Annotated in this window: 22 protein-coding genes; 16 read left to right on the top strand and 6 right to left on the bottom strand. The window is 73.1% G+C overall.

The window, feature by feature from the left end:
- Positions 1–57: 57 nt before the first annotated feature.
- From G7063_RS08545 to G7063_RS08535, 3 genes are all read left to right on the top strand, one after another.
- The gene (locus G7063_RS08545; RefSeq protein WP_240916007.1) at positions 58–822 is read left to right on the top strand and encodes a trimeric intracellular cation channel family protein; all 765 of its coding nucleotides are present in this window, start codon (positions 58–60) and stop codon (positions 820–822) included.
- On the top strand, positions 819–1,682 hold the full coding sequence (locus G7063_RS08540; protein WP_166414017.1) for an inositol monophosphatase family protein: 864 nt from the start codon (positions 819–821) through the stop codon (positions 1,680–1,682). Before G7063_RS08545 ends, G7063_RS08540 begins: the two co-directional genes overlap by 4 nt.
- Positions 1,683–1,977: 295 nt before the next feature.
- Positions 1,978–2,277 carry a DUF4193 domain-containing protein gene (locus G7063_RS08535; protein WP_102508472.1) on the top strand — a complete coding sequence of 100 codons (300 nt, stop codon included), beginning with the start codon at positions 1,978–1,980 and terminating at the stop codon, positions 2,275–2,277.
- Positions 2,278–2,369: 92 nt separating this feature from the next.
- On the opposite strand, the gene G7063_RS08530 is transcribed toward G7063_RS08535, so the two are convergent.
- The gene (locus tag G7063_RS08530) at positions 2,370–2,843 is read right to left on the bottom strand and encodes a DUF3093 domain-containing protein (protein ID WP_166414016.1); all 474 of its coding nucleotides are present in this window, start codon (positions 2,841–2,843) and stop codon (positions 2,370–2,372) included.
- A gap of 52 nt (positions 2,844–2,895) precedes the next feature.
- Between G7063_RS08530 and dut the strand changes: the two genes are divergently transcribed.
- From dut to G7063_RS08510, 4 genes are all read left to right on the top strand, one after another.
- On the top strand, positions 2,896–3,381 hold the full coding sequence (gene dut / locus G7063_RS08525) for a dUTP diphosphatase (RefSeq protein WP_166415278.1): 486 nt from the start codon (positions 2,896–2,898) through the stop codon (positions 3,379–3,381).
- A gap of 90 nt (positions 3,382–3,471) precedes the next feature.
- Complete coding sequence (locus G7063_RS08520) at positions 3,472–4,203, top strand: DUF3710 domain-containing protein (protein ID WP_166414015.1); 732 nt, start codon at positions 3,472–3,474, stop codon at positions 4,201–4,203.
- A gap of 1 nt (position 4,204) precedes the next feature.
- Positions 4,205–4,576, top strand: a complete 372-nt coding sequence (locus tag G7063_RS08515; protein ID WP_166414014.1) for an OB-fold nucleic acid binding domain-containing protein — start codon at positions 4,205–4,207, stop codon at positions 4,574–4,576.
- Positions 4,577–4,634: 58 nt separating this feature from the next.
- Complete coding sequence (locus G7063_RS08510) at positions 4,635–5,426, top strand: DUF3159 domain-containing protein (RefSeq protein ID WP_240916006.1); 792 nt, start codon at positions 4,635–4,637, stop codon at positions 5,424–5,426.
- A gap of 62 nt (positions 5,427–5,488) precedes the next feature.
- On the opposite strand, the gene G7063_RS08505 is transcribed toward G7063_RS08510, so the two are convergent.
- Both G7063_RS08505 and G7063_RS08500 read right to left on the bottom strand, forming a co-directional pair.
- Positions 5,489–6,169 (bottom strand): TrkA family potassium uptake protein, encoded by a 681-nt coding sequence (locus tag G7063_RS08505; protein WP_166414013.1) that lies wholly within the window; start codon positions 6,167–6,169, stop codon positions 5,489–5,491.
- The gene (locus G7063_RS08500) at positions 6,169–6,819 is read right to left on the bottom strand and encodes a TrkA family potassium uptake protein (protein ID WP_166415276.1); all 651 of its coding nucleotides are present in this window, start codon (positions 6,817–6,819) and stop codon (positions 6,169–6,171) included. The genes G7063_RS08505 and G7063_RS08500 overlap by 1 nt, the downstream gene beginning before the upstream one ends.
- A gap of 127 nt (positions 6,820–6,946) precedes the next feature.
- Between G7063_RS08500 and G7063_RS08495 the strand changes: the two genes are divergently transcribed.
- The 5 genes from G7063_RS08495 (at position 6,947) to G7063_RS08475 (ending at position 15,256) form a co-directional block, all read left to right on the top strand.
- On the top strand, positions 6,947–8,947 hold the full coding sequence (locus G7063_RS08495; RefSeq protein WP_166414012.1) for an APC family permease: 2,001 nt from the start codon (positions 6,947–6,949) through the stop codon (positions 8,945–8,947).
- Positions 8,944–10,293: a class I SAM-dependent RNA methyltransferase gene (locus tag G7063_RS08490; RefSeq protein WP_166414011.1), complete on the top strand. Its 1,350-nt coding sequence runs from the start codon at positions 8,944–8,946 to the stop codon at positions 10,291–10,293. Before G7063_RS08495 ends, G7063_RS08490 begins: the two co-directional genes overlap by 4 nt.
- 237 nt (positions 10,294–10,530) lie before the next feature.
- Positions 10,531–13,287, top strand: a complete 2,757-nt coding sequence (gene acnA, locus G7063_RS08485; protein WP_166414010.1) for an aconitate hydratase AcnA — start codon at positions 10,531–10,533, stop codon at positions 13,285–13,287.
- A 134-nt stretch (positions 13,288–13,421) separates the two neighbouring features.
- Positions 13,422–14,765 (top strand): serpin family protein, encoded by a 1,344-nt coding sequence (locus tag G7063_RS08480; protein ID WP_206188127.1) that lies wholly within the window; start codon positions 13,422–13,424, stop codon positions 14,763–14,765.
- Positions 14,766–14,821: 56 nt separating this feature from the next.
- A complete protein-coding gene (locus G7063_RS08475) occupies positions 14,822–15,256 on the top strand; it encodes a DUF1801 domain-containing protein (protein WP_166414009.1) in 435 nt (144 codons plus the stop codon).
- A gap of 67 nt (positions 15,257–15,323) precedes the next feature.
- Here the strand turns inward: G7063_RS08475 and G7063_RS08470 are convergent, their stop codons facing one another.
- Both G7063_RS08470 and G7063_RS08465 read right to left on the bottom strand, forming a co-directional pair.
- Positions 15,324–16,325, bottom strand: a complete 1,002-nt coding sequence (locus tag G7063_RS08470; RefSeq protein WP_166414008.1) for a phosphotransferase — start codon at positions 16,323–16,325, stop codon at positions 15,324–15,326.
- The gene (locus G7063_RS08465) at positions 16,322–16,999 is read right to left on the bottom strand and encodes a CoA pyrophosphatase (RefSeq protein WP_166414007.1); all 678 of its coding nucleotides are present in this window, start codon (positions 16,997–16,999) and stop codon (positions 16,322–16,324) included. The genes G7063_RS08470 and G7063_RS08465 overlap by 4 nt, the downstream gene beginning before the upstream one ends.
- 58 nt (positions 17,000–17,057) lie before the next feature.
- Between G7063_RS08465 and G7063_RS08460 the strand changes: the two genes are divergently transcribed.
- Positions 17,058–17,390, top strand: a complete 333-nt coding sequence (locus G7063_RS08460; protein ID WP_166414006.1) for a hypothetical protein — start codon at positions 17,058–17,060, stop codon at positions 17,388–17,390.
- Entirely contained in the window at positions 17,387–18,121 is a 735-nt protein-coding gene (locus G7063_RS08455) for a class I SAM-dependent methyltransferase (RefSeq protein ID WP_166414005.1), read from the top strand. The genes G7063_RS08460 and G7063_RS08455 overlap by 4 nt, the downstream gene beginning before the upstream one ends.
- Positions 18,122–18,139: 18 nt before the next feature.
- Here G7063_RS08455 and G7063_RS08450 read toward each other — a convergent pair whose 3' ends face one another.
- Positions 18,140–19,588: a GuaB1 family IMP dehydrogenase-related protein gene (locus G7063_RS08450; RefSeq protein ID WP_166414004.1), complete on the bottom strand. Its 1,449-nt coding sequence runs from the start codon at positions 19,586–19,588 to the stop codon at positions 18,140–18,142.
- Between the two features lie 245 nt (positions 19,589–19,833).
- Here G7063_RS08450 and G7063_RS08445 point away from each other — a divergent pair, with 245 nt between their 5' ends.
- Together G7063_RS08445 and G7063_RS08440 are read left to right on the top strand one after the other, a co-directional pair.
- The gene (locus tag G7063_RS08445; RefSeq protein ID WP_206188126.1) at positions 19,834–21,096 is read left to right on the top strand and encodes an inorganic phosphate transporter; all 1,263 of its coding nucleotides are present in this window, start codon (positions 19,834–19,836) and stop codon (positions 21,094–21,096) included.
- An 11-nt stretch (positions 21,097–21,107) separates the two neighbouring features.
- Complete coding sequence (locus G7063_RS08440) at positions 21,108–21,347, top strand: hypothetical protein (RefSeq protein WP_166414003.1); 240 nt, start codon at positions 21,108–21,110, stop codon at positions 21,345–21,347.
- The last annotated feature ends 51 nt before the right edge of the window (positions 21,348–21,398 follow it).

Here is a 21,398-nt window from a genome sequence, read left to right as displayed (position 1 = left end):
GAGGCGGGTCGGTGCGCCGCGCACGAGCAGGGTGCGAGCGCCTGCCAGAATAGGCGCGTGCACCTCGAGATCAACGGGACCGCGCTGCTCGACGACGCCTACGTGTGGCTCGAGCTTGCCGCGATCTTCTTCGCGGGCGTCTCGGGCGCCCTCGCCGCCGTCCGCAAGAACTTCGACATCTTCTCCGTCCTGCTGCTCGCGTGGGTGACGGGTCTGGGCGGCGGTCTGCTGCGCGACGTCCTCATCGGGGCCGTGCCCCCGGTGGGCATCACGAGCTGGAAGTACGTCACGGCAGCGCTCCTCGCGGGCGCGCTCGTCCACCTCTTCCACGTCCGGCTCGACCGGCTGCGTCGCGCGATCATCGTCTTCGACGCAGGCGCGCTCGCGATGTTCGTCGTCATCGGCACGCACAAGGGCCTCGAGTACGGGGTGGGGCCGCTCGCGGCGGTGTTCGTCGGCATGCTCACGGGCATCGGTGGCGGCCTCGTCCGCGACCTGCTGGTCGACGAGGCCCCCATCGTCCTGCGCGACCGCGAGCTCTACGCGATCCCCGCGACGGTCGGCGCGATCCTCGCGGCGTGGGTCGGCATGACCGGTCATCTCAACTACCTCACGGGCGGGCTCATCTGCCTCGCGATCTTCGGGTTCCGGCTCGTCTCGCTGCGCATGCGGTGGCGGGCTCCGGGGCCGTGGAAGGGCTTCGGGCTGCCACGGCGGCCTCCGCGCCGACTGCGTCGGCTCGGAGGGGGGTCGCCCTCCCGCGGCCGACGCGACGCACGGACTGCCGACGACGGCCAGGCCGGGACGGGAAGCACCTCATGACGACGATTCCGCGCGACACGACGCTCACGGGACTGCGGACCCTGTGCGAGCACCTCGCGACGACGACGGCGGAGCGTGTGCGCGCGCAGACGCCCGCGACGGTCGAGGTCGCCGCGACGAAGTCGAACGACCTCGACGTCGTCACGCGCGCGGACCGCGCGGCCGAGGAGCACCTGCGGTCGGAGATCGCGCGGTGGCGCCCGGACGACGCGATCCTCGGGGAGGAGGGCGGCGCGACCGACGGGACGAGCGGCCTCACGTGGGTCGTCGACCCGATCGACGGGACGGTCAACTACCTCTACGGGCTCGGCTCGTGCTCGGTGTCGGTCGCCGTCGTCCTCGGCGAGCCGGACCCGGCGACGTGGCGGCTGCTCGCGTCGGCCGTGTGCGAGATCCCGACGGGCACGACGTGGTCGGCCGCGCGCGGACGTGGCGCGACGCGCGACGGGGCGCCCGTCCGCGTCCGGGAGGCGACGGACCTGCGGCACGCGCTCGTCGCGACGGGCTTCCACTACGACGACGCGCTGCGGGCCGGCCAGGGCCGCAGCGTGGGCGAGCTGCTCGCGCACGTGCGCGACGTGCGTCGTTTCGGCTCGGCGGCCCTCGACCTGTGCCGTGTGGCCGATGGTCGTGTCGATGCGTTCTACGAGGAGGGCCTCTCCCCGTGGGACCACGCGGCGGGCGCGCTCGTCGTCGAGGAGGCCGGCGGCGTGGTCCGTGGGACGGACGGGGGAGCGCCGGACCGCGGCCTCGTCGTCGCGGGTCCGGCGGGCACGCTCGACGTGCTCGAGCCCCTGCTCGCCCGTCTCGAGGTGGGTCGTCGCCCCGGGATCACCCCGGGGTTCCGCGCGGGGGTGTGACCGACCGCACCCGAGGGCGGGACCGGCTCGGGAACAACGGCGCGCGGCCGCGCGTTGGGCGGGCGACGGACCCCGGGAACGGGACCGTGCGTGCGCCACGCACCCCCGTCACCGACACTCTGGGTCGGGGCACACGTGCATCGGCGCGCCGAATGGTGCACAATCCCCTTCGCCGCTGCACGCGCTGCGGTGGGGGAATCGGATCGTCGCCCTGCGGGGCCGTCGGACCGTGCAGCACCAAGGCGGGACCGCCGAACACGGTCCCGGACGAACGACGACTGGAGCACAGCGACAGATGGCAACCGACTACGACGCACCGCGCAAGACCGAGGAAGACCTCTCGGAGGACTCGCTCGAGGAGCTCAAGGCGCGGCGGTCCGACAAGTCCTCGGGCGTCGTCGACGAGGACGAGACCGAGGCGGCCGAGGGCTTCGAGCTCCCCGGCGCAGACCTCTCGGGCGAGGAGCTCTCGGTCCGTGTCCTGCCGCGGCAGGCCGACGAGTTCACCTGCTCGAGCTGCTTCCTCGTGCATCACCGCAGCCAGCTCGCCTACGAGAAGAACGGCCAGCAGGTCTGCACGGAGTGCGCTGCCTGAGCGGGCGCGCACCGACGACGAGAGCCGCGGACCTTCGGGTCCGCGGCTCTCGTCGTCGGTGGGCAGCGCCCAGGCTCCGGACGTGGTGGTGCTCAGGCGGTGCGTGCCGCCTCGATCGCGGCGCGCAGGGCCGAGGGTCGACGGGTCGAGACTAGCCACGAGGGCGTCGGGTCGGCCGGGTCGACGACGGGTGCGGTGACCGCGCCCTTCGTCCAGGTGCGCAGGCACGCGTAGGTGCGCGGGTCAAAGCCGGGGCCGAGCGCGGAACGCACACCCGCTGCGTCGAGCTCGGTGACGTCGCCGAGCAGGGCGACGGGGATGTGGGCGTGGCCCGCGCGGAGCTCGCCGCCGCGGACCTCGACGACGGGGGAGGTCACCATGACGAGCACGATCCCGGCGACGAGGACGACGACGGTCGTCGCGATCGCCGCGACGGCGCTCGAGACGAGGACGACGACGCCGCACATGACGGCGAAGAGGACGGCCGCGCCGATGCCCGCCGGCCCGGGCAGCAGCCGTTCGCGGTACGTGGCGGGCGCTGTCGTGGGGATGCGCGTGCTGCTCATGCCCCAAGCATGCCAGCCCCGCATGCGCGTCCGGGCCGCGTGCCGGGCTACGATGCCGGGCGTGACGCACGCAACGGGCCCCGGTGGGGGCGACCTCGAGATCCTTCTCGTCATGCTCGACCCCGAGCTTCCCGAGCCGTCGTACGCCCACCCGGGCGACGCGGGCGCGGATCTCGTGGCGCGGGTCGACGTCGAGCTCGCGCCCGGGGCGCGGGCGACGGTCCCGACGGGCGTCTCGATCGCGCTGCCGGACGGCTACGCGGCGTTCGTGCACCCGCGCTCGGGTCTTGCGGCGCGTCACGGCGTGACGATCGTCAACGCCCCGGGCACCGTCGACGCGGGCTACCGCGGCGAGATCGCGGTGACGCTCCACAACACCGACCCGGCGGTGCCGGTGACGCTCAGGCGTGGCGACCGGATCGCACAGCTCGTCGTCCAGAAGGTCGAGCGGGCACGCTTCGTGCGTGCCGAGCGGCTTCCTGGGTCCCACCGTGGCGAGGGCGGCTTCGGCTCGTCGGGCGGGTGGGCCGGGGCCTGACCCCGGAGCGGGTGGGGACACGGCCCCTCCCGAACGCATAGGCTTGAGCGGTGCGCCTCACGGGCGCCCGGACGGACGGAGTTGGGACGAGTGGGTCTTTTCGGTCGACGAGGAACGAACGCGAAGCGCGAGGAGGCGCCCGTCGAGGAGACGGTCGTCGAGGTGCGCGACGAGGTCGCCGAGGCGCGTGAGCACGGTCCGTGGGACCGCGCCGAAGTCGCGGACGACGAAGGCCGCATCGACCTCGGTGCGGTGTGGCTCCCGGGTGTCCCGGGCATGCAGATGCGCATGGAGGTCGACAAGGCGACGGGTCAGACCGCCGGCGTCTCGATCCACGTCGACGGCGTGAGCCTCCAGGTGCAGGCGTTCGCCGCCCCGCGCACCCAGGGCATCTGGGACGAGATCCGCGAGGAGATCGGCGCGTCGCTCGCCGAGCAGGGCGCCAAGGTCGACGACATCGTCGGTCCCTTCGGCCGCGAGCTCCTCGCCCGTGCCTCGTTCCGCGAGGAGGACGGGTCGCGGACGCTCCGCGTCATCCGCTTCCTCGGGGTCGACGGCCCTCGCTGGTTCCTCCGCGGCGTCATCAACGGGCCCGCCGAGATCGCGACCGACGGCGCCGCCGCGGTCGAGGCGATCTTCCGCGAGACCGTCGTCGTGCGCGACGACTCCGCCCGTGCGCCGCGCGAGCTCCTCGAGCTGCACGAGCCGCGCATCGGCGCCGGTGGCGGTGGCGGTGGCGTCCTCAAGGTCGAGGAAGAGGCCGAGAAGCCGGCACCGCTCACCCCGCCCGAGCGCGGACCCGAGATCACGCAGATCGGCTGACGTGTCCCTCCGCAGCGCGCTGAGGTCGCTCGTCGCCGGCCGCGACGAGGTCGAGGCCGACGAGGAGCGCCTGCGCGCAGCGCGCGTCGGGACGACGGCGGTCGCCGACGTCCCGACGCGCGAGACCGCTGTCGTCTCGGGCGTCCTGCGCTCGGTCATCCTGCGACCCTCCGAGAGGGTCCAGGTCGTCGAGGCAGAGCTCTACGACGGTTCCGGTTCGGTCGAGCTGCGCTGGTTGGGTCGCCGCCGCATCCCCGGCATCGACCCGGGACGTCGTGTCCGTGTACGTGGCCTTGTCTCCGTCGTCGACGGCCGCCGGGTCATCTACAACCCGCGCTACGAGCTCGTGGCCGCCGCAGACGCCCAGCTCTGAGACCGACGCCCTGCGACGTCGTCGACCCGGCGCACGCCGCCACCGGAAGGACCCCCGCGTGACCACGACACCTCCCGAGCCCGACGCGCCGACGGCGCCCGACGCCGCAGACGCGCAGCCGGACGGGCCCGCTCCCGACGCTCCCGCGCGCGGCATGCGTCAGCTCACGGCCCAGGAGTTCTCGCTCACCGAGTCCGTCGGCGGCGTCCGCGGCGTCGTCGAGACTCTCCTGCCGGGCGTCGTCTTCGTCGTCGTCTTCATCGCGACGCGCGAGCTCATGCCGACGATCCTCTCGGCTCTCGGCGTGGCACTGCTCGCCGTCGTCGTGCGGCTCGTCCAGCGCACGCCCGTCACCCAGGCGTTCTCCGGGGTGCTCGGCGTAGCGATCGGCGTCCTCTGGGCCTGGCGCTCGGGCGACGTCGAGGACTACTTCCTCTTCTCGCTCCTCACGAACGCCGCCTACCTGCTCGTGTGCCTCGTGAGCATCCTCGTGCGCTGGCCCGGCGTCGGCGTCGTCGTCGAGCTCATGCGCTCAGGACTCGCCACGACGCGTGAGGGGACGAAGGCCGAGGATGCGCCCGAGCCGTCGTTCCGCGACGTCTTCGGCGGCTGGACGGCGTGGCGCACCGATGCGGTCGCGATGCGTCGCTACGCGATCGCCACGTGGTTCTGGGTCGCGCTCTTCGGCGTACGGCTCGCCGTGAAGACGCCGCTCTACCTTGACGCGACGACCGAGTGGCTCGGCATCGCGCACCTCGTCATGGGCGTGCCGCTGTGGGCGCTCACCCTGTGGGGGACGTGGGTCGTCGTGCACCCCGTCCTGCGGCGGACGACGCCCGAGCAGGTCTGAGAGCGTCCCAGCAGGTCTGAGGGCGTCCCGCGCGGGACGCCCTCAGACCGCGTGCGCGAGGATCAGGACGCCGCAGCGCCCTGCGTGCCCGCGAGCAGCGACTGGAGCGTCGCAAGGTCCGCGCCCTGCCCCGTGACGAGCAGGAGCTCGTCGCCGGCCTCGAGCGTGTCGTCGGGCGCCGGCGCGATCGGCGTCGTGTCCCGCACGACGGCCGCGAGCACGCAGTCCGCCGGCCACTCGACCGCGCCGACCCGCGCGCCGACGAGGTGGGAGTCGTGCGGCAGCGTGATCTCGTGGATGTCCGCGCCGGACTGGTGGAACGTGAAGATCCGCACGAGGTCGCCGACCGCGACGGCCTCCTCGACCATCGCCGTCATGATGCGCGGCGTCGACACCGCGACGTCGACGCCCCACGACTCGTCGAACATCCACTCGTTCTTCGGGTTGTTGACGCGAGCGACCGTGCGCGGCACGCCGAACTCGGTCTTCGCGAGCAGGGAGATGACGAGGTTCGCCTTGTCGTCGCCCGTCGCTGCGACGATGACGTCGCACCCGTCGACCTTCGCCTCGGAGAGCGTCGAGATCTCGCACGCGTCGGCGAGCAGCCAGTCCGCGTCGGCGACCTGCGCAACGCGCATGGCCGTGGGGGAGCGGTCGATGAGCGTGACCTCGTGGTCACGCCCGAGGAGCTCGCGGGCGATCGACCGGCCGACGGATCCGGCTCCGGCGATGACGACGCGCATCAGTCCTCCTGCTCGGGGGCGTGGGTGAGGATGCGCTCGACCTCGACGAGGTCGAGCGTGCGGGCCAGGACGTGGACGAGGTCGCCGTCCTGGAGCACCGACTCGGGCGCGGGCAGCTCGGCGGTGCCGAAGCGCGTGACGAACGCGATGCGAGCGCCCGTCGCACGCTCGAGGGCGGAGAGACGGCGGCCCACCCACCCGGGGTGGTGGTCGACCTGGCACAGACGCACCGAGCCCGTCGGGTCGCGGTACTCGTCGCTCGTCCCCAGGGGCAGCATGCGCCGCAGCACCTGGTCAGACGTCCAGCGCACGGTCGCGACCGTGGGGATGCCGAGCCGTTCGTAGACCTCGGCGCGGTGGGAGTCGTAGATGCGGGCGACGACGTTGTCGACGCCGAAGGTCTCGCGCACGACGCGTGCTGCGACGATGTTCGAGTTGTCGCCGTCGGACACCGCGGCGAACGCGTAGGCCTCGTCGATCCCGGCCTGCGAGAGGGTGTCACGGTCGAAGCCGACACCCGTGACCTTCTTGCCGGAGAACGTCGCCGGCAGGCGCCGGAACGCCTCGGGGTTCTGGTCGATGATGGCGACGGAGTGGCCGTTGCGCTCGAGCGACTGGGCGAGCGTCGCCCCGACCCGGCCGCAGCCCATGATGACGAAGTGCACGGGACGAGCGTATGCCCCACGGGGGTCGTGCGTCCCTGTCGACCGTCCCGTGTCGGGACGCTCGCGGTGCACATGCTCCATGAGTGGCCGCGCGGGCCTAGCATGGGTCCTTGTGTCGGACATCGTGGACGCTGGTAAGCGTCTCCTCCTCGGGCGGCCCATGCGCAGCGACGGCCTCGGCCACACGTTGCTGCCCAAGCGCATCGCCCTGCCGATCTTCGCGTCGGACGCGCTCTCGTCGGTGGCGTACGCCCCGGACGAGATCCTCCTGACCCTCGCTCTGGCGGGTATCGCGGCGACGACGATCTCGCCGTGGGTGGGCCTCGGCGTGATCCTCGTTCTCGTCACGGTCGTGCTGTCCTACCGGCAGAACGTCCACGCCTACCCCTCGGGCGGCGGCGACTACGAGATCGCGACGGAGAACCTCGGCAAGACGTCGGGCCTCACTGTCGCGAGCGCGCTGCTCGTCGACTACGTCCTCACGGTCGCGGTGTCGATCTCGTCGGGCGCCCAGTACGCCGCGACCGCGATCCCGGCGCTGCGCGGGCACGAGACGCTCATCGCCGTCGGGCTCGTCGTCGTCCTCACGCTCATGAACCTCCGGGGCGTCAAGGAGTCGGGCAGGCTCTTCGCCGTACCCGTCTACCTCTTCATGATCGCGGTCGGCGCGACGGCCGTCGTCGGCTTCGTTCAGTTCGTCACAGGCACGCTCGGCCAGGCCGAGTCGGCGCGGTTCGAGGTCGTCCCCCACGCGGCGTACGAGCAGGGCCTCGTCGGCGTCGCGGGTGCCTTCCTCGTGGCGCGCGCCTTCGCGTCCGGCTGCGCGGCCCTCACGGGCGTCGAGGCGATCTCGAACGGTGTGCCCGCGTTCCGCACGCCGAAGTCGCGCAACGCCGCGACGACGCTCGCGATGCTCGGCGCGATCTCGGCGTTCATGCTCGGCTCGATCCTCCTGCTCGCGATCCAGACGGGCGCGACGTACGTCGAGGACCCCGCGCGAGACCTGCTCATCGACGGCCATGCGCCCGTCGGCTACGTCCAGGTGCCCGTCCTCTCGCAGCTCGCGCACACGGTGTTCGCCGACTTCCCGCCGATGTTCTACCTGCTCTCGGCCGTCACGGGGATCATCCTCGTCCTCGCGGCGAACACCGCGTTCAACGGCTTCCCCGTCCTGGGGTCGATCCTCGCCAAGGACGGCTACCTGCCGCGCCAGCTCCACACGCGTGGCGACCGGCTCGCGTTCTCGAACGGCATCATCTCGCTCGCGATCGGCGCGATCGTCCTCATCGTCGCGTTCGACGCCCAGGTCACCCGGCTCATCCAGCTCTACATCGTCGGCGTCTTCGTGAGCTTCACGCTGTCGCAGCTCGGCATGGTGCGGCACTGGACCACCGCGCTGCGCCTCGCGTACGACCCGGCTGTGCGCTCCCGCATGAAGCGCTCACGCGCCGTGAACATCGTCGGGTTCTCGCTCACGGCGACGGTGCTCGTCGTCGTGCTCCTCACGAAGTTCCTCCACGGCGCGTGGATCGCGATCCTCGCGATGGCCGTCGCGTTCGTCGTCATGCGCAAGATCCGGCGCCACTACGACTCCGTCGCGGCCGAGCTCGAGCTCGACGAGGACGTCGACACCGAGCGCGCGCTGCCGAGCCGCGTCCACGCGATCGTCCTCGTCTCAAAGATCCACAAGCCCGTCATGCGTGCCGTCGCGTACGCCCGCGCGACGCGTCCCTCGACTCTCGAGGCCGTGACGGTCGCCGTCGACCAGGCGGACTCGGCGGCGCTCGTCGAGCGCTGGGAGACCCTCGGTCTGCCCGTGACGCTCCGCGTGCTCGACTCGCCGTTCCGCGAGATCACGCGGCCCGTCCTCTCGTACGTGCGCTCGGTGCGGCGCGAGAGCCCGCGCGACCTCGTCGTCGTCTACATCCCCGAGTACGTCGTCGGTCACTGGTGGGAGCAGCTGCTCCACAACCAGTCGGCGCTGCGGCTCAAGGGGCGTCTCCTGTTCACCCCCGGCGTCGTCGTCGCCTCCGTGCCGTGGCGCCTCGCGTCCTCGGTCGCGAGCGCGGCTCCCGACGCGCAGCTCTACCCCCCGAAGGGCCCTTCTCGATGACCCCCGCACGTCCGTCCCGCGACTCCGACCGCACCCCCTCGTCCCCGGCGCGCCCCGGCGCCCGCCGGGGCGTACGGCCGCCGCGTCCCGCCGCCCCCGCCGACCTCCCGCTCGTCGAGGTCGAGGTCGGGCCGGTCGCGCACGGCGGTCACTGCGTCGCGCGGCACGAGGGTCGCGTGATCTTCGTGCGGCACGCCCTGCCCGGTGAGCGCGTACGCGTGCGGCTCGTCCAGGCGGGGGAGAAGGACCGCTTCTGGCGCGGCGACGCGGTCGAGGTGCTCGAGGCGAGCCCGGACCGGGTCGCGTCCGCGTGGCCCGAGGCCGGCCCGGGCGGCGTCGGCGGCGGCGAGCTCTCGCACGTCGCGCTGCCCGCGCAGCGTGCGTGGAAGGCGACCGTCGTCGCTGAGCAGCTCGCGCGCCTCGCGCGGCTCGACCGCGACGTGACGGTCGAGGCCGCGCCGGGCGACGACGAGCGTGGCGGCCTCGGCTGGCGAACGCGCATCGACCTCGTGGCCGACGACGAGGGGCACGCGGGCATGCTCGGGCACCGCTCGCACGACGTGCACCCCCTGCGTTCGATGCCGCTCGCGACCGCGGAGGTCGCGGCGCTCGCGCGCGCCGAGGGTGTGTTCTCGCGCCGGTGGCGTCCGGGCTCACGGCTCGAGGTCGTCGCCCCCGCGGGGGGCGCACCGGGGCTCCTGCTCGTCGACGGCGTACCGGGCCACCTCGGCACGCCCGACCAGCGTCCCAACGCGCGGCGCTCTGTCGTGGAGACGGTCGAGGTCGGCGGACGCGAGTATTCCTACCGCGTCGCGGCCGACGGCTTCTGGCAGGTGCACCGCGAGGCGCCCGGGCTGCTCGCGGCGGCCGTGCTCGACGCTGTCGGCGACGTCGACGGCGGGCGTGTCGTCGACCTCTTCTCGGGCGCCGGCCTCTTCTCCGCGCCCCTTGCGGACGCGGTCGGGACCGCGGGCCAGGTCGTCACTGTCGAGGGTGACGAGCGTGCCGTGCGCGACGCGCGCCGGACGCTCCACGACGCACCGAACGTCGAGCTCCACGTCGGGGACGTCGCACGCGTGCTCGCCTCGGGCGAGCACGGCGCCGCAGGGGGTGCTGACGTCGTCGTGCTCGACCCGCCGCGCGCCGGCGCCGGGCGCGGGGTGGTCGACGCGATCGCGGGGCTTGCTCCCCGGCGCGTCGTCTACGTCGCGTGCGACCCCGCGGCGCTCGCGCGGGACGTCGGCCTGCTCGCCGAGGCCGGCTACGAGCTCTCGGGCCTGCGCGCCTTCGACCTCTTCCCCATGACGCACCACGTCGAGTGCGTCGCGGTGCTCGACCGCGCCTGACCGGCCGGGGAGCGGGCGACAGCCCGTGACGGGAGGTCCGGTGGCTGGGACGATGAGGAATAACGTCAGCACGGCGTGACTTATCTTGACGTCAAGATAAATGGTAGTGTGGAGCGACCGTGGACACCGCCGAGGCCGACGCGTGCCCACGGTCGACGCGGGGCCCAGCCTCGCAGCCCAGACCCGTGAGCGGAGCACTCGCTCGCCACGGACGATCGTGAGGAGTGAGGAGTCATCGTGAGCACAGTCGACTCGTTCGGTGCCAAGGGAACGCTCGACGTCGGAGGGAGCTCGTACGAGATCTTCCGGCTCAGCGCCGTCGAGGGCGTCGAGCGCCTTCCGTACGCGCTCAAGGTGCTCGCGGAGAACCTTCTGCGCACCGAGGACGGTGCGAACATCACCGCCGACCACGTCCGCGCCCTCGCGGGCTGGGACCCGGACGCGCAGCCGGACACGGAGATCCAGTTCACCCCTGGCCGCGTCATCATGCAGGACTTCACGGGCGTGCCCTGCGTCGTCGACCTCGCCACCATGCGTGAGGCCGTCGCCGACCTCGGCGGCGACGCGACCCGCATCAACCCGCTCGCCCCGGCCGAGCTCGTCATCGACCACTCCGTGCAGATCGACGTCGCCGGCCGTGCCGACGCGTTCCGTCGCAACGTCGAGATCGAGTACGAGCGCAACCACGAGCGCTACCAGTTCCTCCGCTGGGGCCAGACGGCCTTCGACGACTTCAAGGTCGTCCCCCCGGGCACGGGCATCGTCCACCAGGTCAACATCGAGTACCTCGCCCGCGTCGTCATGACGCGCGAGGTCGGCGGCGTCCTGCGCGCCTACCCCGACACGTGCGTCGGCACCGACTCGCACACGACGATGGTCAACGGCCTCGGCGTGCTCGGCTGGGGCGTCGGCGGTATCGAGGCCGAGGCGGCCATGCTCGGCCAGCCCGTCTCGATGCTCATCCCGCGCGTCGTCGGCTTCAAGCTCAAGGGCCAGATCCCCTCGGGCGTCACGGCCACGGACGTCGTCCTCACGATCACGCAGATGCTGCGCGCCCACGGCGTCGTCGGCAAGTTCGTCGAGTTCTACGGCGAGGGCGTCGCCCAGGTGCCGCTCGCGAACCGCGCGACGATCGGCAACATGAGCCCCGAGTTCGGCTCGACCGCCGCGATCTTCCCGATCGACGGCATCACGCTCGACTACCTGCGCCTCACCGGCCGCACCGAGGAGCAGCTCGCGCTCGTCGAGGCGTACGCCAAGGAGCAGGGCCTCTGGCTCGACCCGTCGTCGGAGACCTACGTCGAGCCCGTGTACTCCGAGTACCTTGAGCTCGACCTCTCGACGGTCGTCCCCTCGATCGCCGGCCCCAAGCGCCCGCAGGACCGCATCGAGCTCTCCCACGCGAAGACGGCGTTCGAGCGCGACCTGCGGAACTACGCCCCGGGCCTCGTCGACGCGGTCGACGAGGCCGAGGAGGAGTCGTTCCCCGCGTCCGACGCCCCCTCGCACGGCGCGAACATCCGTCCGACGTTCCCCGTGACGACCCCCGAGGGCGAGACGTACGAGCTCTTCCACGGCGCTGTCGCGATCGCCTCGATCACGTCGTGCACCAACACGTCGAACCCGTCGGTCATGCTCGCCGCAGGCCTCCTCGCGAAGAAGGCCGTCGAGCGCGGCCTCGTCGCGCAGCCCTGGGTCAAGACGTCGATGGCGCCCGGCTCGCAGGTCGTGACGAACTACTACGAGAAGGCCGGCCTGTGGCCGTACCTCGAGAAGCTCGGCTTCCACCTTGTGGGCTACGGCTGCGCGACGTGCATCGGCAACTCGGGCCCGCTCGCCGACGAGGTCTCTGCCGTCGTCAACGAGCACGACCTCGCCGTCGTCTCGGTGCTCTCGGGCAACCGCAACTTCGAGGGTCGCATCAACCCCGACGTCAAGATGAACTACCTCGCCTCGCCGCCGCTCGTCATCGCGTACGCGCTCGCCGGCACGATGGAGTTCGACTTCGAGTCCGAGCCGCTCGGCCGCGACACCGACGGCACGCCCGTCTTCCTGCGCGACATCTGGCCGTCGGCCGAGGAGGTCCAGGAGACGATCGACGCGTCGATCGACCGCAAGATGTTCGAGGACGACTACGCGGACGTCTTCGCGGGCGACGACAAGTGGCGCGCGCTGCAGACGCCCGAGGGCGACGTCTTCGAGTGGGACGCCGACTCCACGTACGTCCGCAAGCCCCCGTACTTCGAGGGCATGACGATGACGCCGGACCCGGTCACCGACATCGCGGGTGCCCGCGTCCTCGCAAAGCTCGGCGACTCCGTGACGACCGACCACATCTCGCCCGCGGGCGCGATCAAGGTCGACTCGCCGGCCGGCCGTTACCTCGCCGAGCACGGCGTCGAGCGTCGTGACTTCAACTCCTACGGCTCACGCCGTGGCAACCACGAGGTCATGATCCGCGGCACGTTCGCGAACATCCGCCTGCGCAACCAGCTCCTCGACGGCGTCGAGGGCGGCTACACGCTCGACTTCACGACGGGCGAGCAGGCTGCGATCTACGACGCGGCGCAGAACTACGCGTCGGCCGGCACCCCGCTCGTCATCCTCGGCGGCAAGGAGTACGGCTCCGGCTCGTCGCGCGACTGGGCTGCCAAGGGCACCGCGCTCCTCGGCGTCAAGGCCGTCATCACCGAGAGCTTCGAGCGGATCCACCGCTCCAACCTCATCGGCATGGGCGTCCTCCCGCTGCAGTTCCCCGCGGGCCAGACGGCCGACAGCCTCGGCCTCGACGGCACCGAGACGTTCGCGATCGCGGGCATCACGGCGCTCAACGAGGGCACGACGCCCGCCACCGTCGCGGTCACGGCGACGAAGGCCGACGGCTCCGTCGTCGCCTTCGACGCGGTCGTCCGCATCGACACCCCCGGAGAGGCCGACTACTACCGCAACGGCGGCATCCTCCAGTACGTCCTGCGCTCGCTCGTCGAGGCCTGACGCACGCGGGCCCCGCTGAACGCTGGGCCCGGCACGCACGACCCCGACGGGGCGTCCACCGCACGGTGGGCGCCCCGTCCTCGTTCGTCACGGCACACGTGCAAGCCGCGCGGGTGACGAGACACAGGACGGGTATGACGGACATGCGCAGCAAGGGCAGGTCGGCGCGGCGTACCGCGACGTGCACGACCCTCGCCGTGGTGGCGGCCCTCGCGCTCGGTGCCTGCGGCCCCGGCAAGGTCGCCACGATCGGCCCGGACGGCGACAGGACGGCCGTCGGCGTGCACGTCGGCCAGGGCGTCCGGCTCGACGCGCGCGCGGGCGTCGACGTCGGTCCCGCGGTCGACGCGACGTGGACCCTCGGGCTCGCTGCCCTCGCCGGGGCCGACCCGGGCAAGGGTGCCGCCGTGTCGCCGTCGAGCCTCTACGTCGCGCTCTCGATGCTCGCCGACGGGTCGAGCGGCGCCGGCCTCGCACGCACGGAGGACGCCCTGGGTGCGCGCGGTAGCGCGCGACGGGACGCGGTCGTCGCGCTGCGCGCGTCGCTCGGCGCGTACGACGGCGACCCGGCGCTCGTCGGCGCGGACGAGTTGCCGGACCGCGCGGTCGTGCACCAGGCGAGCCAGGTCGTCGTCGACGACGGAGAGGTCGCCGCGGAGCCGTACCTCGACACGCTGTGGCAGGTCTACGGCGCGGGGGTGCTCCGCACCGACCTCGCGACGTCGGCCGGGCTCGACCCCCTGCACGCCTGGGTGGCGGAGCACACGGGCGGACTCGTCGAACGCTCGGCCATGACCCCGGACCGGGACCTCGTCATGGTCCTCCAGGACGCCGTGGCGCTCGCCGCCCGCTGGCAGCGGCCCTTCGACGCGCGGCTGACGTCGGACGCGCCGTTCCACCTGGCCGACGGCACGGTCGTGCAGGTCCCGACGATGCGCGGGGAGCGCGAGGCCGCTCACGCGACGGTCGACGGCTGGCAGGCGGTGCGCCTGCGCTACGCGACGACGGACGGGCCGGGCCTGCACACCGACGTCGTCGTCCCGCCTGCAGGCACGGATGTGCGTCGCCCCGACCGCGGCGTGCTCGGCCGGCTCACGGCTGCGCTCGACGCGGCCGCACCCCCGGCCGTCGAGCTGTGGCTGCCGCGGGTGGACCTCACGAGCAAGGTCGACCTCGTGGGCGCCTTCGAGGCCGCGGGGCTCGGCCACCTCATGTCCCCGGAACGCTCAGGCATCGACCAGATCCTCGCGGAGCAGGCGGACCCAGGGTTCGTCGGCCAGGCGGTCCAGCAGGCAGTCCTGCGGCTCGACGAGGACGGGACGCGAGCCGCAGCGGTCACCGAGATCGGAGTGCGCGTGGCGAGCGCGCCCGTCGTCCCGCCCGTGGAGCTGCACGTCGACCGCCCGTTCCTCGTCACCGTCGCCGACTCGACGACGGGTTGGCCCGTGTTCCTCGCGGCGGTCGACGACCCGCGCTGACCGCACCGTCGCTGGCACTCTCGCGCGGGACGCTCGCGGCACGGCAGACTCGTGGCATGGCCGAGAACCTCACCCAGCCGACCGTCGCGTCCGTCGGCGCGTTCCTCGACGCGGTCGAGCACCCTGTCCGCCGCCGTGACGGGTGGCGGCTGCACGACCTCCTCGTCCGGGTGACGGGGGAGGAAGCCGTCATGTGGGGACCGACGATCGTCGGCTTCGGCCGCTACGCCTACGCGTACGACTCGGGGCGCACGGGTGAGGCGCCTGCCGCGGGCTTCTCGCCGCGCAAGGCCGCGACGACGATCTACCTCGCCGAGGGCACGGGGCCGCACGCGGATCGACTCGCCAGGCTCGGCCCGCACCGCGCCACGACGGCGTGCGTGTACGTGACGAACTTCGACAAGGTCGACGCGGACGTCCTCGAGGAGATCCTGCGGGCCTCCTACGCGACCGTGACGTCCGGGGTCATGGACCACCGCGCGGAGGGCTGACCGCGCAGCCTCACGCGATCGTCGAGCGCGCAGCGCCCAGGGCTCGTCGCTGCGGCCGCCAGGCGGTTCAGCGCGAGCCGACGGGCGCGGGCAGCCCGAGCAGCTCGGCGAGCGCGCCCGTCGCGAGCGCGTGGTGGCCCGTGCCGGGCGCGGCGTGCTCGGCCATCGCCGTCGCCATGCTGAGCGCCCACGCACGGGCGCGGGCGCGCGCATCGCAGTCGTCGGCGGCCGGGTGGCCTCCGGCTCGGAGCCTGTCCCAGAACCGGCGGCGTGCGTGTGCGTCGAGGACGAGCCACGCGATCGCCAGGTCGGTCGCCGGGTCGCCTGCGGTGACGTCGCCCCAGTCGACGACCGCAGCTAGCGTGTGGGGCGAGTCAGGCGTCGCGACGAGGTTCGCGGCGTGGAGGTCGCCGTGCACCCACAGCGGCGGGCCCGCGTGGACCGGTGCTGCGAGGCCGTCGTCCCACATCCGCTCGAGCCGCGCGAGGAGCGCTGCGACCTCGGCACGCCGGTCGTCCGTGGGCGCAGTGGGCACGAGCCCCGACGTCGCGAGGTAGCCGCCCGGTGCTGCGAGACGGGTGAGGCGCTCGCGCACGGCGCCGGTGCGCGTCGCGAGCGGGACCCCGCGCACAGGGTTGTGCGGCGCGTCCGCCGGCGCGGGGACGTGGAGGGCGACGAGCACGTCGGCAAGCGGCTCCGCAAGCTGCGCGCGTGCCGGGCGGGCGAGGTCGGCGACGACGACGCCCTCGGTCCACGGCACGACGGCCCACACCCACGGGTATCCGAGCGCGGCCGAAGGGCCCCCCGCGCGCACGGCCGCAGGCACCGTAGCGGGCAGCTGCGCGGCGATCGCGGGGAGCGCGCGCAGCTCGTGCGCGACGAGCCCCGCAGCCTCGGTGCGTCGCGGGACGCGCACCGCGAGCGCGTCACCGAGGCGCAGCACGACATTGTCCCAGCCGTGGGCGACGACGACGAGCGGGAGGTCGGCAAGATCCGGGTGCTGCTCGGAGAGCAGCGCGCGGACGAGCTCGGCGGTGACGTCGACGTCGGCCGGGGGAGCCTGCGTCACGCGTCGACCTCGACGAGCTGCGCCTGGTCCCACGGCTCGTCCCAGCCGAGCGCTCCGAGCAGCTCGGTGAGGACGAGCGCCGTGAAGCCCCACACGAGGTTGTCGCCGACGAGGAACGCGGGCCCCCGGTACGTGCGCCGCCCACGCGTGAGCGTCGCGGTGCGGCGGTGCGCGGGGTCGACGAGGTCGGCGACGGGCGCGCGGAAGACCTGCGCGGACTCGCCGTGATCGACGACGGCGACGGGGGTCGGGCGTGCCCACCACGCGAGCACGGGCGTGACGAGATGGTCGCTCACGGGCAACGGCAGCGGCCCGAGCGTCCCGAGCACCTCGACGCCCGACGGGTCCAGTCCCGTCTCCTCCTCGGCCTCGCGCAGCGCTGCTGCGACAGGTCCGGAGTCCTCGGGGTCCTGGCGCCCGCCGGGGAACGCGACCTGGCCCGCGTGCTGGCGCAGGGTTGCGGCGCGCCGCACGAGGAGCACGTCGAGGTCGGCCGGGACGAGCGGCGTGTCGTGCTGCGCGGGCACGCCGTCGAGGCGTCCGAGGAGGACGAGGACGGACGCCGGCCGGTGCCCGTCGCCGGTCCGGACGACGGCCCCGGTGCGTGCGCCCCAGTCCACGCCCTTGCGTGCGAGGGCTCGCAGCTGGGAGAGGGCGTCGTTGGTCGTCGTCACGCCTCGACCCTACGTCGGGTGGTGGTGGGGTGAAGAGGGTGCGCGCTAGCGTCTGGCCATGAACATCATCACGCGCGTCGCTGGTCAGGTCCTCGCTGTGGGCGTCACGAGGGCTGTGGGGGAGCCGGTCGACCTTGGAGGCGGGACGCTCGTGCCCGTCGCGATCGTCGCGCACGCGTTCGGCGGCGGGGGCGACCAGGGCGACGGCGACGAGGACGGCGCGGGCGGAGCGGGCGGGTCGGCGTTCGTCTGGCCCGTGGGCGCGTACGTCGCGGACGCCTCAGGTGTCCGCTTCCGGGGCAACCCCGTCCTGTGGGGCGTCGTCGCCACTCCGCTCGTGCTCGCGACGGGCATCGGCGCTGCGCTCGTCGTGCGCGCCGTGCGTCGGTGAGCGTGCCTCACGGCACCGGGTCGCGTCGCTTCGGGGAGGTTGCCACGCTCTACGACGCGGTGAGGCCCGGCTACCCGGCGGCGACGGTCGCGCTGCTCGTGGGGGACGCCCGCCGTGTGCTCGATCTCGGAGCCGGCACGGGCAAGCTTGCTCGCGCCGTCGCGGCTCTCGGCCGCGAGGTCGTCGCTGTCGACCCCGACGCGAGGATGCTCGACGTCCTCAGTGAGCGCCTCGACGTCGAACGGTACGTCGGCACGGCCGAGGCGATCCCGTTGCCCGACGCCTCCGTCGACGCTGTCGTCGTCGGGCAGGCGTGGCACTGGGTCGATCCGGTGCCCGCGGCCCGCGAGGTCGCGCGCGTCCTCCGCCCGGGAGGGACGCTCGGGGTCGTCTGGAACAGGCGCGACGAGTCGGTGACCTGGGTACGTGAGCTGGGCCTGGTGCTCGGCGACGGCGTAGCACCTCCCACGCGCGTCGCGGCGCCGGACCTCGGTGACGACTTCACAGCACCCGAGCACCACGCGGAGACGTGGACGCTGCCGATGACGGTCGACGACCTCGTCGATCTCGCCGCGACCCGCTCCTACGTCGTCGAGGCGGGTGCGGAGCGAGGGGCGCACGTCGCCGCCGCGGTGCGGCGGCTCGCGACCACGGTCGTGCCGCGGAGCGCCACGGACCCGCGCCTCGACCTGCCGTACGTCACGGACGCGTTCGTCGCCCGGCGTCGCTGACGCCGGGCGACTGCCCGTTCACCAGCCTGCGGGGAGCGGGCGCCCCTCCTCGTAGCCGGCCGCGGACTGCAGGCCGACGACGGCGCGCTCCGCGAACTCCGCGAGCGAGCGCGCACCCGCGTACGTGCACGACGAGCGCAGGCCCGAGGTGATCTCGTCGAGCAGGTCCTCGACGCCCGGGCGCTGCGGGTCGAGGTACATGCGCGAGCTCGAGATGCCCTCCTCGTAGAGACCCTTGCGGGCCCGGTCGAACGCGCCGTCGGACGACGTGCGTGCTGCGACCGCGCGGGCCGAGGCCATGCCGAACGACTCCTTGTAGAGGCGACCCGTGCCGTCGTCGTGGAGGTCGCCGGGGGACTCGTGCGTGCCCGCGAACCACGAGCCGATCATCACCTGGCTCGCGCCTGCCGCGACCGCGAGCGCGACGTCGCGCGGGTGCCGCACGCCGCCGTCCGCCCACACGTGCTTGCCGAGCTCGCGCGCGGCGGCCGCGCACTCGAGGACGGCGGAGAGCTGGGGCCGGCCGACGCCCGTCATCATGCGCGTCGTGCACATCGCGCCAGGGCCGACGCCGACCTTGACGATGTCCGCGCCGGCCTCGACGAGGTCGCGCACGCCGTCGGCCGTGACGACGTTGCCCGCGGCGACGGGGACGTGGGGGTTCGCGGCCCTCACCGCGGCGAGCGCGTCGAGCATCTTCGCCTGGTGGCCGTGCGCGGTGTCGACGACGAGCGTGTCGGCGCCCGCCGCGAGCAGGGCCTCGGCCTTGCCGCGCACGTCGCCGTTGATGCCGACGGCGGCGGCGACGAGCAGTCCGCCGGACGCGTCGACGGCGGGGGAGTAGACGCTCGAGCGGAGCGCGCCCTTGCGCGTGACGACGCCGACGAGCCTGCCGTCGTCGAGCACGGGCGCGATGCGGCGTCGTGCGGCGTGCAGCTGCTCGAACACGCGCCGCAAGCCGTCGGGGCCGTCGAGGAGCGAACGGTCGACCGTCACGGGGCCGTGCGACATGACGTCGCGCGCCTGCGTGAAGCGGTCCACGCCGAGGCAGTCGTCGGCAGTGACGATGCCGAGCAGGCGGCCGTCCTCGACGACGAGCGCAGCGCCGTGCGAACGCTTGCCCATGAGGGTGAAGATCGTGTGCACCGTGTCGTGGGGCGCGACGGTCACGGGCGTCTCGACGACCGTGTGCTTGGACTTCACGTCCGCGATGACGCTCGCGACGACGTCGACGGGCGTGTCCTGCGGGATGACGGCCATGCCGCCGCGGCGCGCGACGGTCTCGGCCATGCGGCGGCCCGCGACCGCGGTCATGTTCGCGACGACGAGCGGGATCGTCGTGCCCGTGCCGTCGGACGTCGCGAGGTCGACGTCGAAGCGGGAGACGACGTCGGAGCGGGACGGGACGAGGAAGACGTCGCCGTACGTGAGGTCGTGGGCCGGGGTGTGACCGGGGAGGAAGCGCATGCGTCGAGCCTACGACCGTGGCCCGGTGCGCGGTGCTCTCCCGCGCCAGGCGGAGCGGGAGAGGGCCGGGACCTCGGTCCTACGTGCATGGACGTGCCCGCCGAACCCCTCCCAGGTGAACGCGAGGGCCTCAAGGTGAACGCAAGATGAACGAGGCATGAAAGGTCGTTCGTGTTCGACGTGATCTGGCGCCGCAGCGTGTCGAGCGGGTGGACACGAGGCGTCCCGTGACCCTCAATGGACACGTGGCCGAGACCCTCATCCTCCTGCTGGTGATCATCACCGCTCTTGCCTTCGACTTCACGAACGGCTTCCACGACACGGGCAACGCGATGGCGACGTCCATCGCGACCGGTGCGCTCAAGCCCAAGGTTGCCGTGGGGCTGTCCGCAGTCCTCAACCTCGTCGGTGCGTTCCTCTCCGTCGCCGTCGCTGCGACGGTCGCCAAGGGCATCGTCAACCTCGAGGGCGTCGGCGGGCAGGACCTGCTCCGCATCGTCCTCGCCGGCCTCGTCGGCGCGATCCTGTGGAACGTCCTCACTTGGCTGCTCGGCATCCCGTCGAGCTCCTCGCACGCCCTCTTCGGCGGCCTCATCGGCGCGGCCCTCATCGGCCTCGGCACGTCGGGCGTCCTGTGGAGCGGCGTCGTCGCGAAGATCGTCTTCCCGGCGCTGCTCGCCCCCGTCGTCGCCGGCCTCGTCGCCGGCATCGGCTCGTGGGTCGTCCACCGCATCGTCGCGACGGTCCCCGAGAAGACGCAGGAGAAGGGCTTCCGCTGGGGCCAGGTCGGCTCCGCGTCGCTCGTCTCCCTCGCGCACGGCACGAACGACGCGCAGAAGACGATGGGCGTCATCTTCCTCGCCCTCGTCGCGCACGGCTCCGTGACCGCCGACGACACGATCCCGTTCTGGGTCATCGCGGCGTGCGCCGTCGCGATCGGCCTCGGCACGTACCTCGGCGGCTGGCGCGTCATCCGCACGCTCGGCAAGGGGCTCGTCGAGATCTCGCCTGCGCAGGGCATGGCCGCGGAGACCTCGTCGGCCGCGATCATCCTCACGTCCTCGAGCCTCGGTCTGCCGCTGTCGACGACGCACGTCGCGACCGGCTCGATCCTCGGCTCGGGCGTCGGTCGTCCGGGTGCCCAGGTGCGCTGGGGCGTCGCCGGTCGCATGGGTGTCGCGTGGCTCGTCACCCTCCCCGCCGCCGCCGTCATGGGCGCCGTCGCGTGGCTCATCGCCAGCTCCGTCGGTGGCGCCACGGGCATGCTCGTCGTCTTCGCGATCCTCGTCGCGGGCTGCTTCGTCATGTGGCTCCGCTCGCGCAAGGCCCCGGTCAACCCGGACAACGTCAACGCGGACTGGGAGGAGGGCCTCGAGCCCGCCGCCCCGGCCGAGAAGCTCGCGACCGTCACCGTGCTCGACGAGGCCCCCGAGGTCCCGCTGCCTGCCGACCTCGTGTCCGGCACGGCCGACGAGGCCGCCCACCGTCGCATCGCGACCCCCGCCTGAGAGGACCGTCCATGATCTTCGCCGACATCGGTGTCTCGCTCGTCAAGGTCCTCCTCGTGGGCCTCACGCTCGGAGCCGGCCTGCCCGCGCTCTTCGCGCTCGGCCTCAAGGGCCTCGCCCGCACGGAGGTGCGTCCCGACGGAACGCTCGCGGTGACGGCCGGCGGCCGCGCCCTTGCCGGCGTGACCTTCGGGATCGTCACCCTCGCGGTCGTCGTCGGGATCGTCTGGATCGTCTCCGGCGGCCACTGATCCATCACGCGGATCCGCGGATCTGCACCGCTCCGCCACGGGACGTGCCGC

It is taken from the genome of Sanguibacter sp. HDW7 (assembly GCF_011300875.1).
Classification (GTDB): Bacteria; Actinomycetota; Actinomycetes; order Actinomycetales; family Cellulomonadaceae; genus Flavimobilis.
The sequence above is the reverse complement of the archived record's forward strand: the minus strand, read 5'-3'. Positions and strand labels throughout refer to the sequence as shown.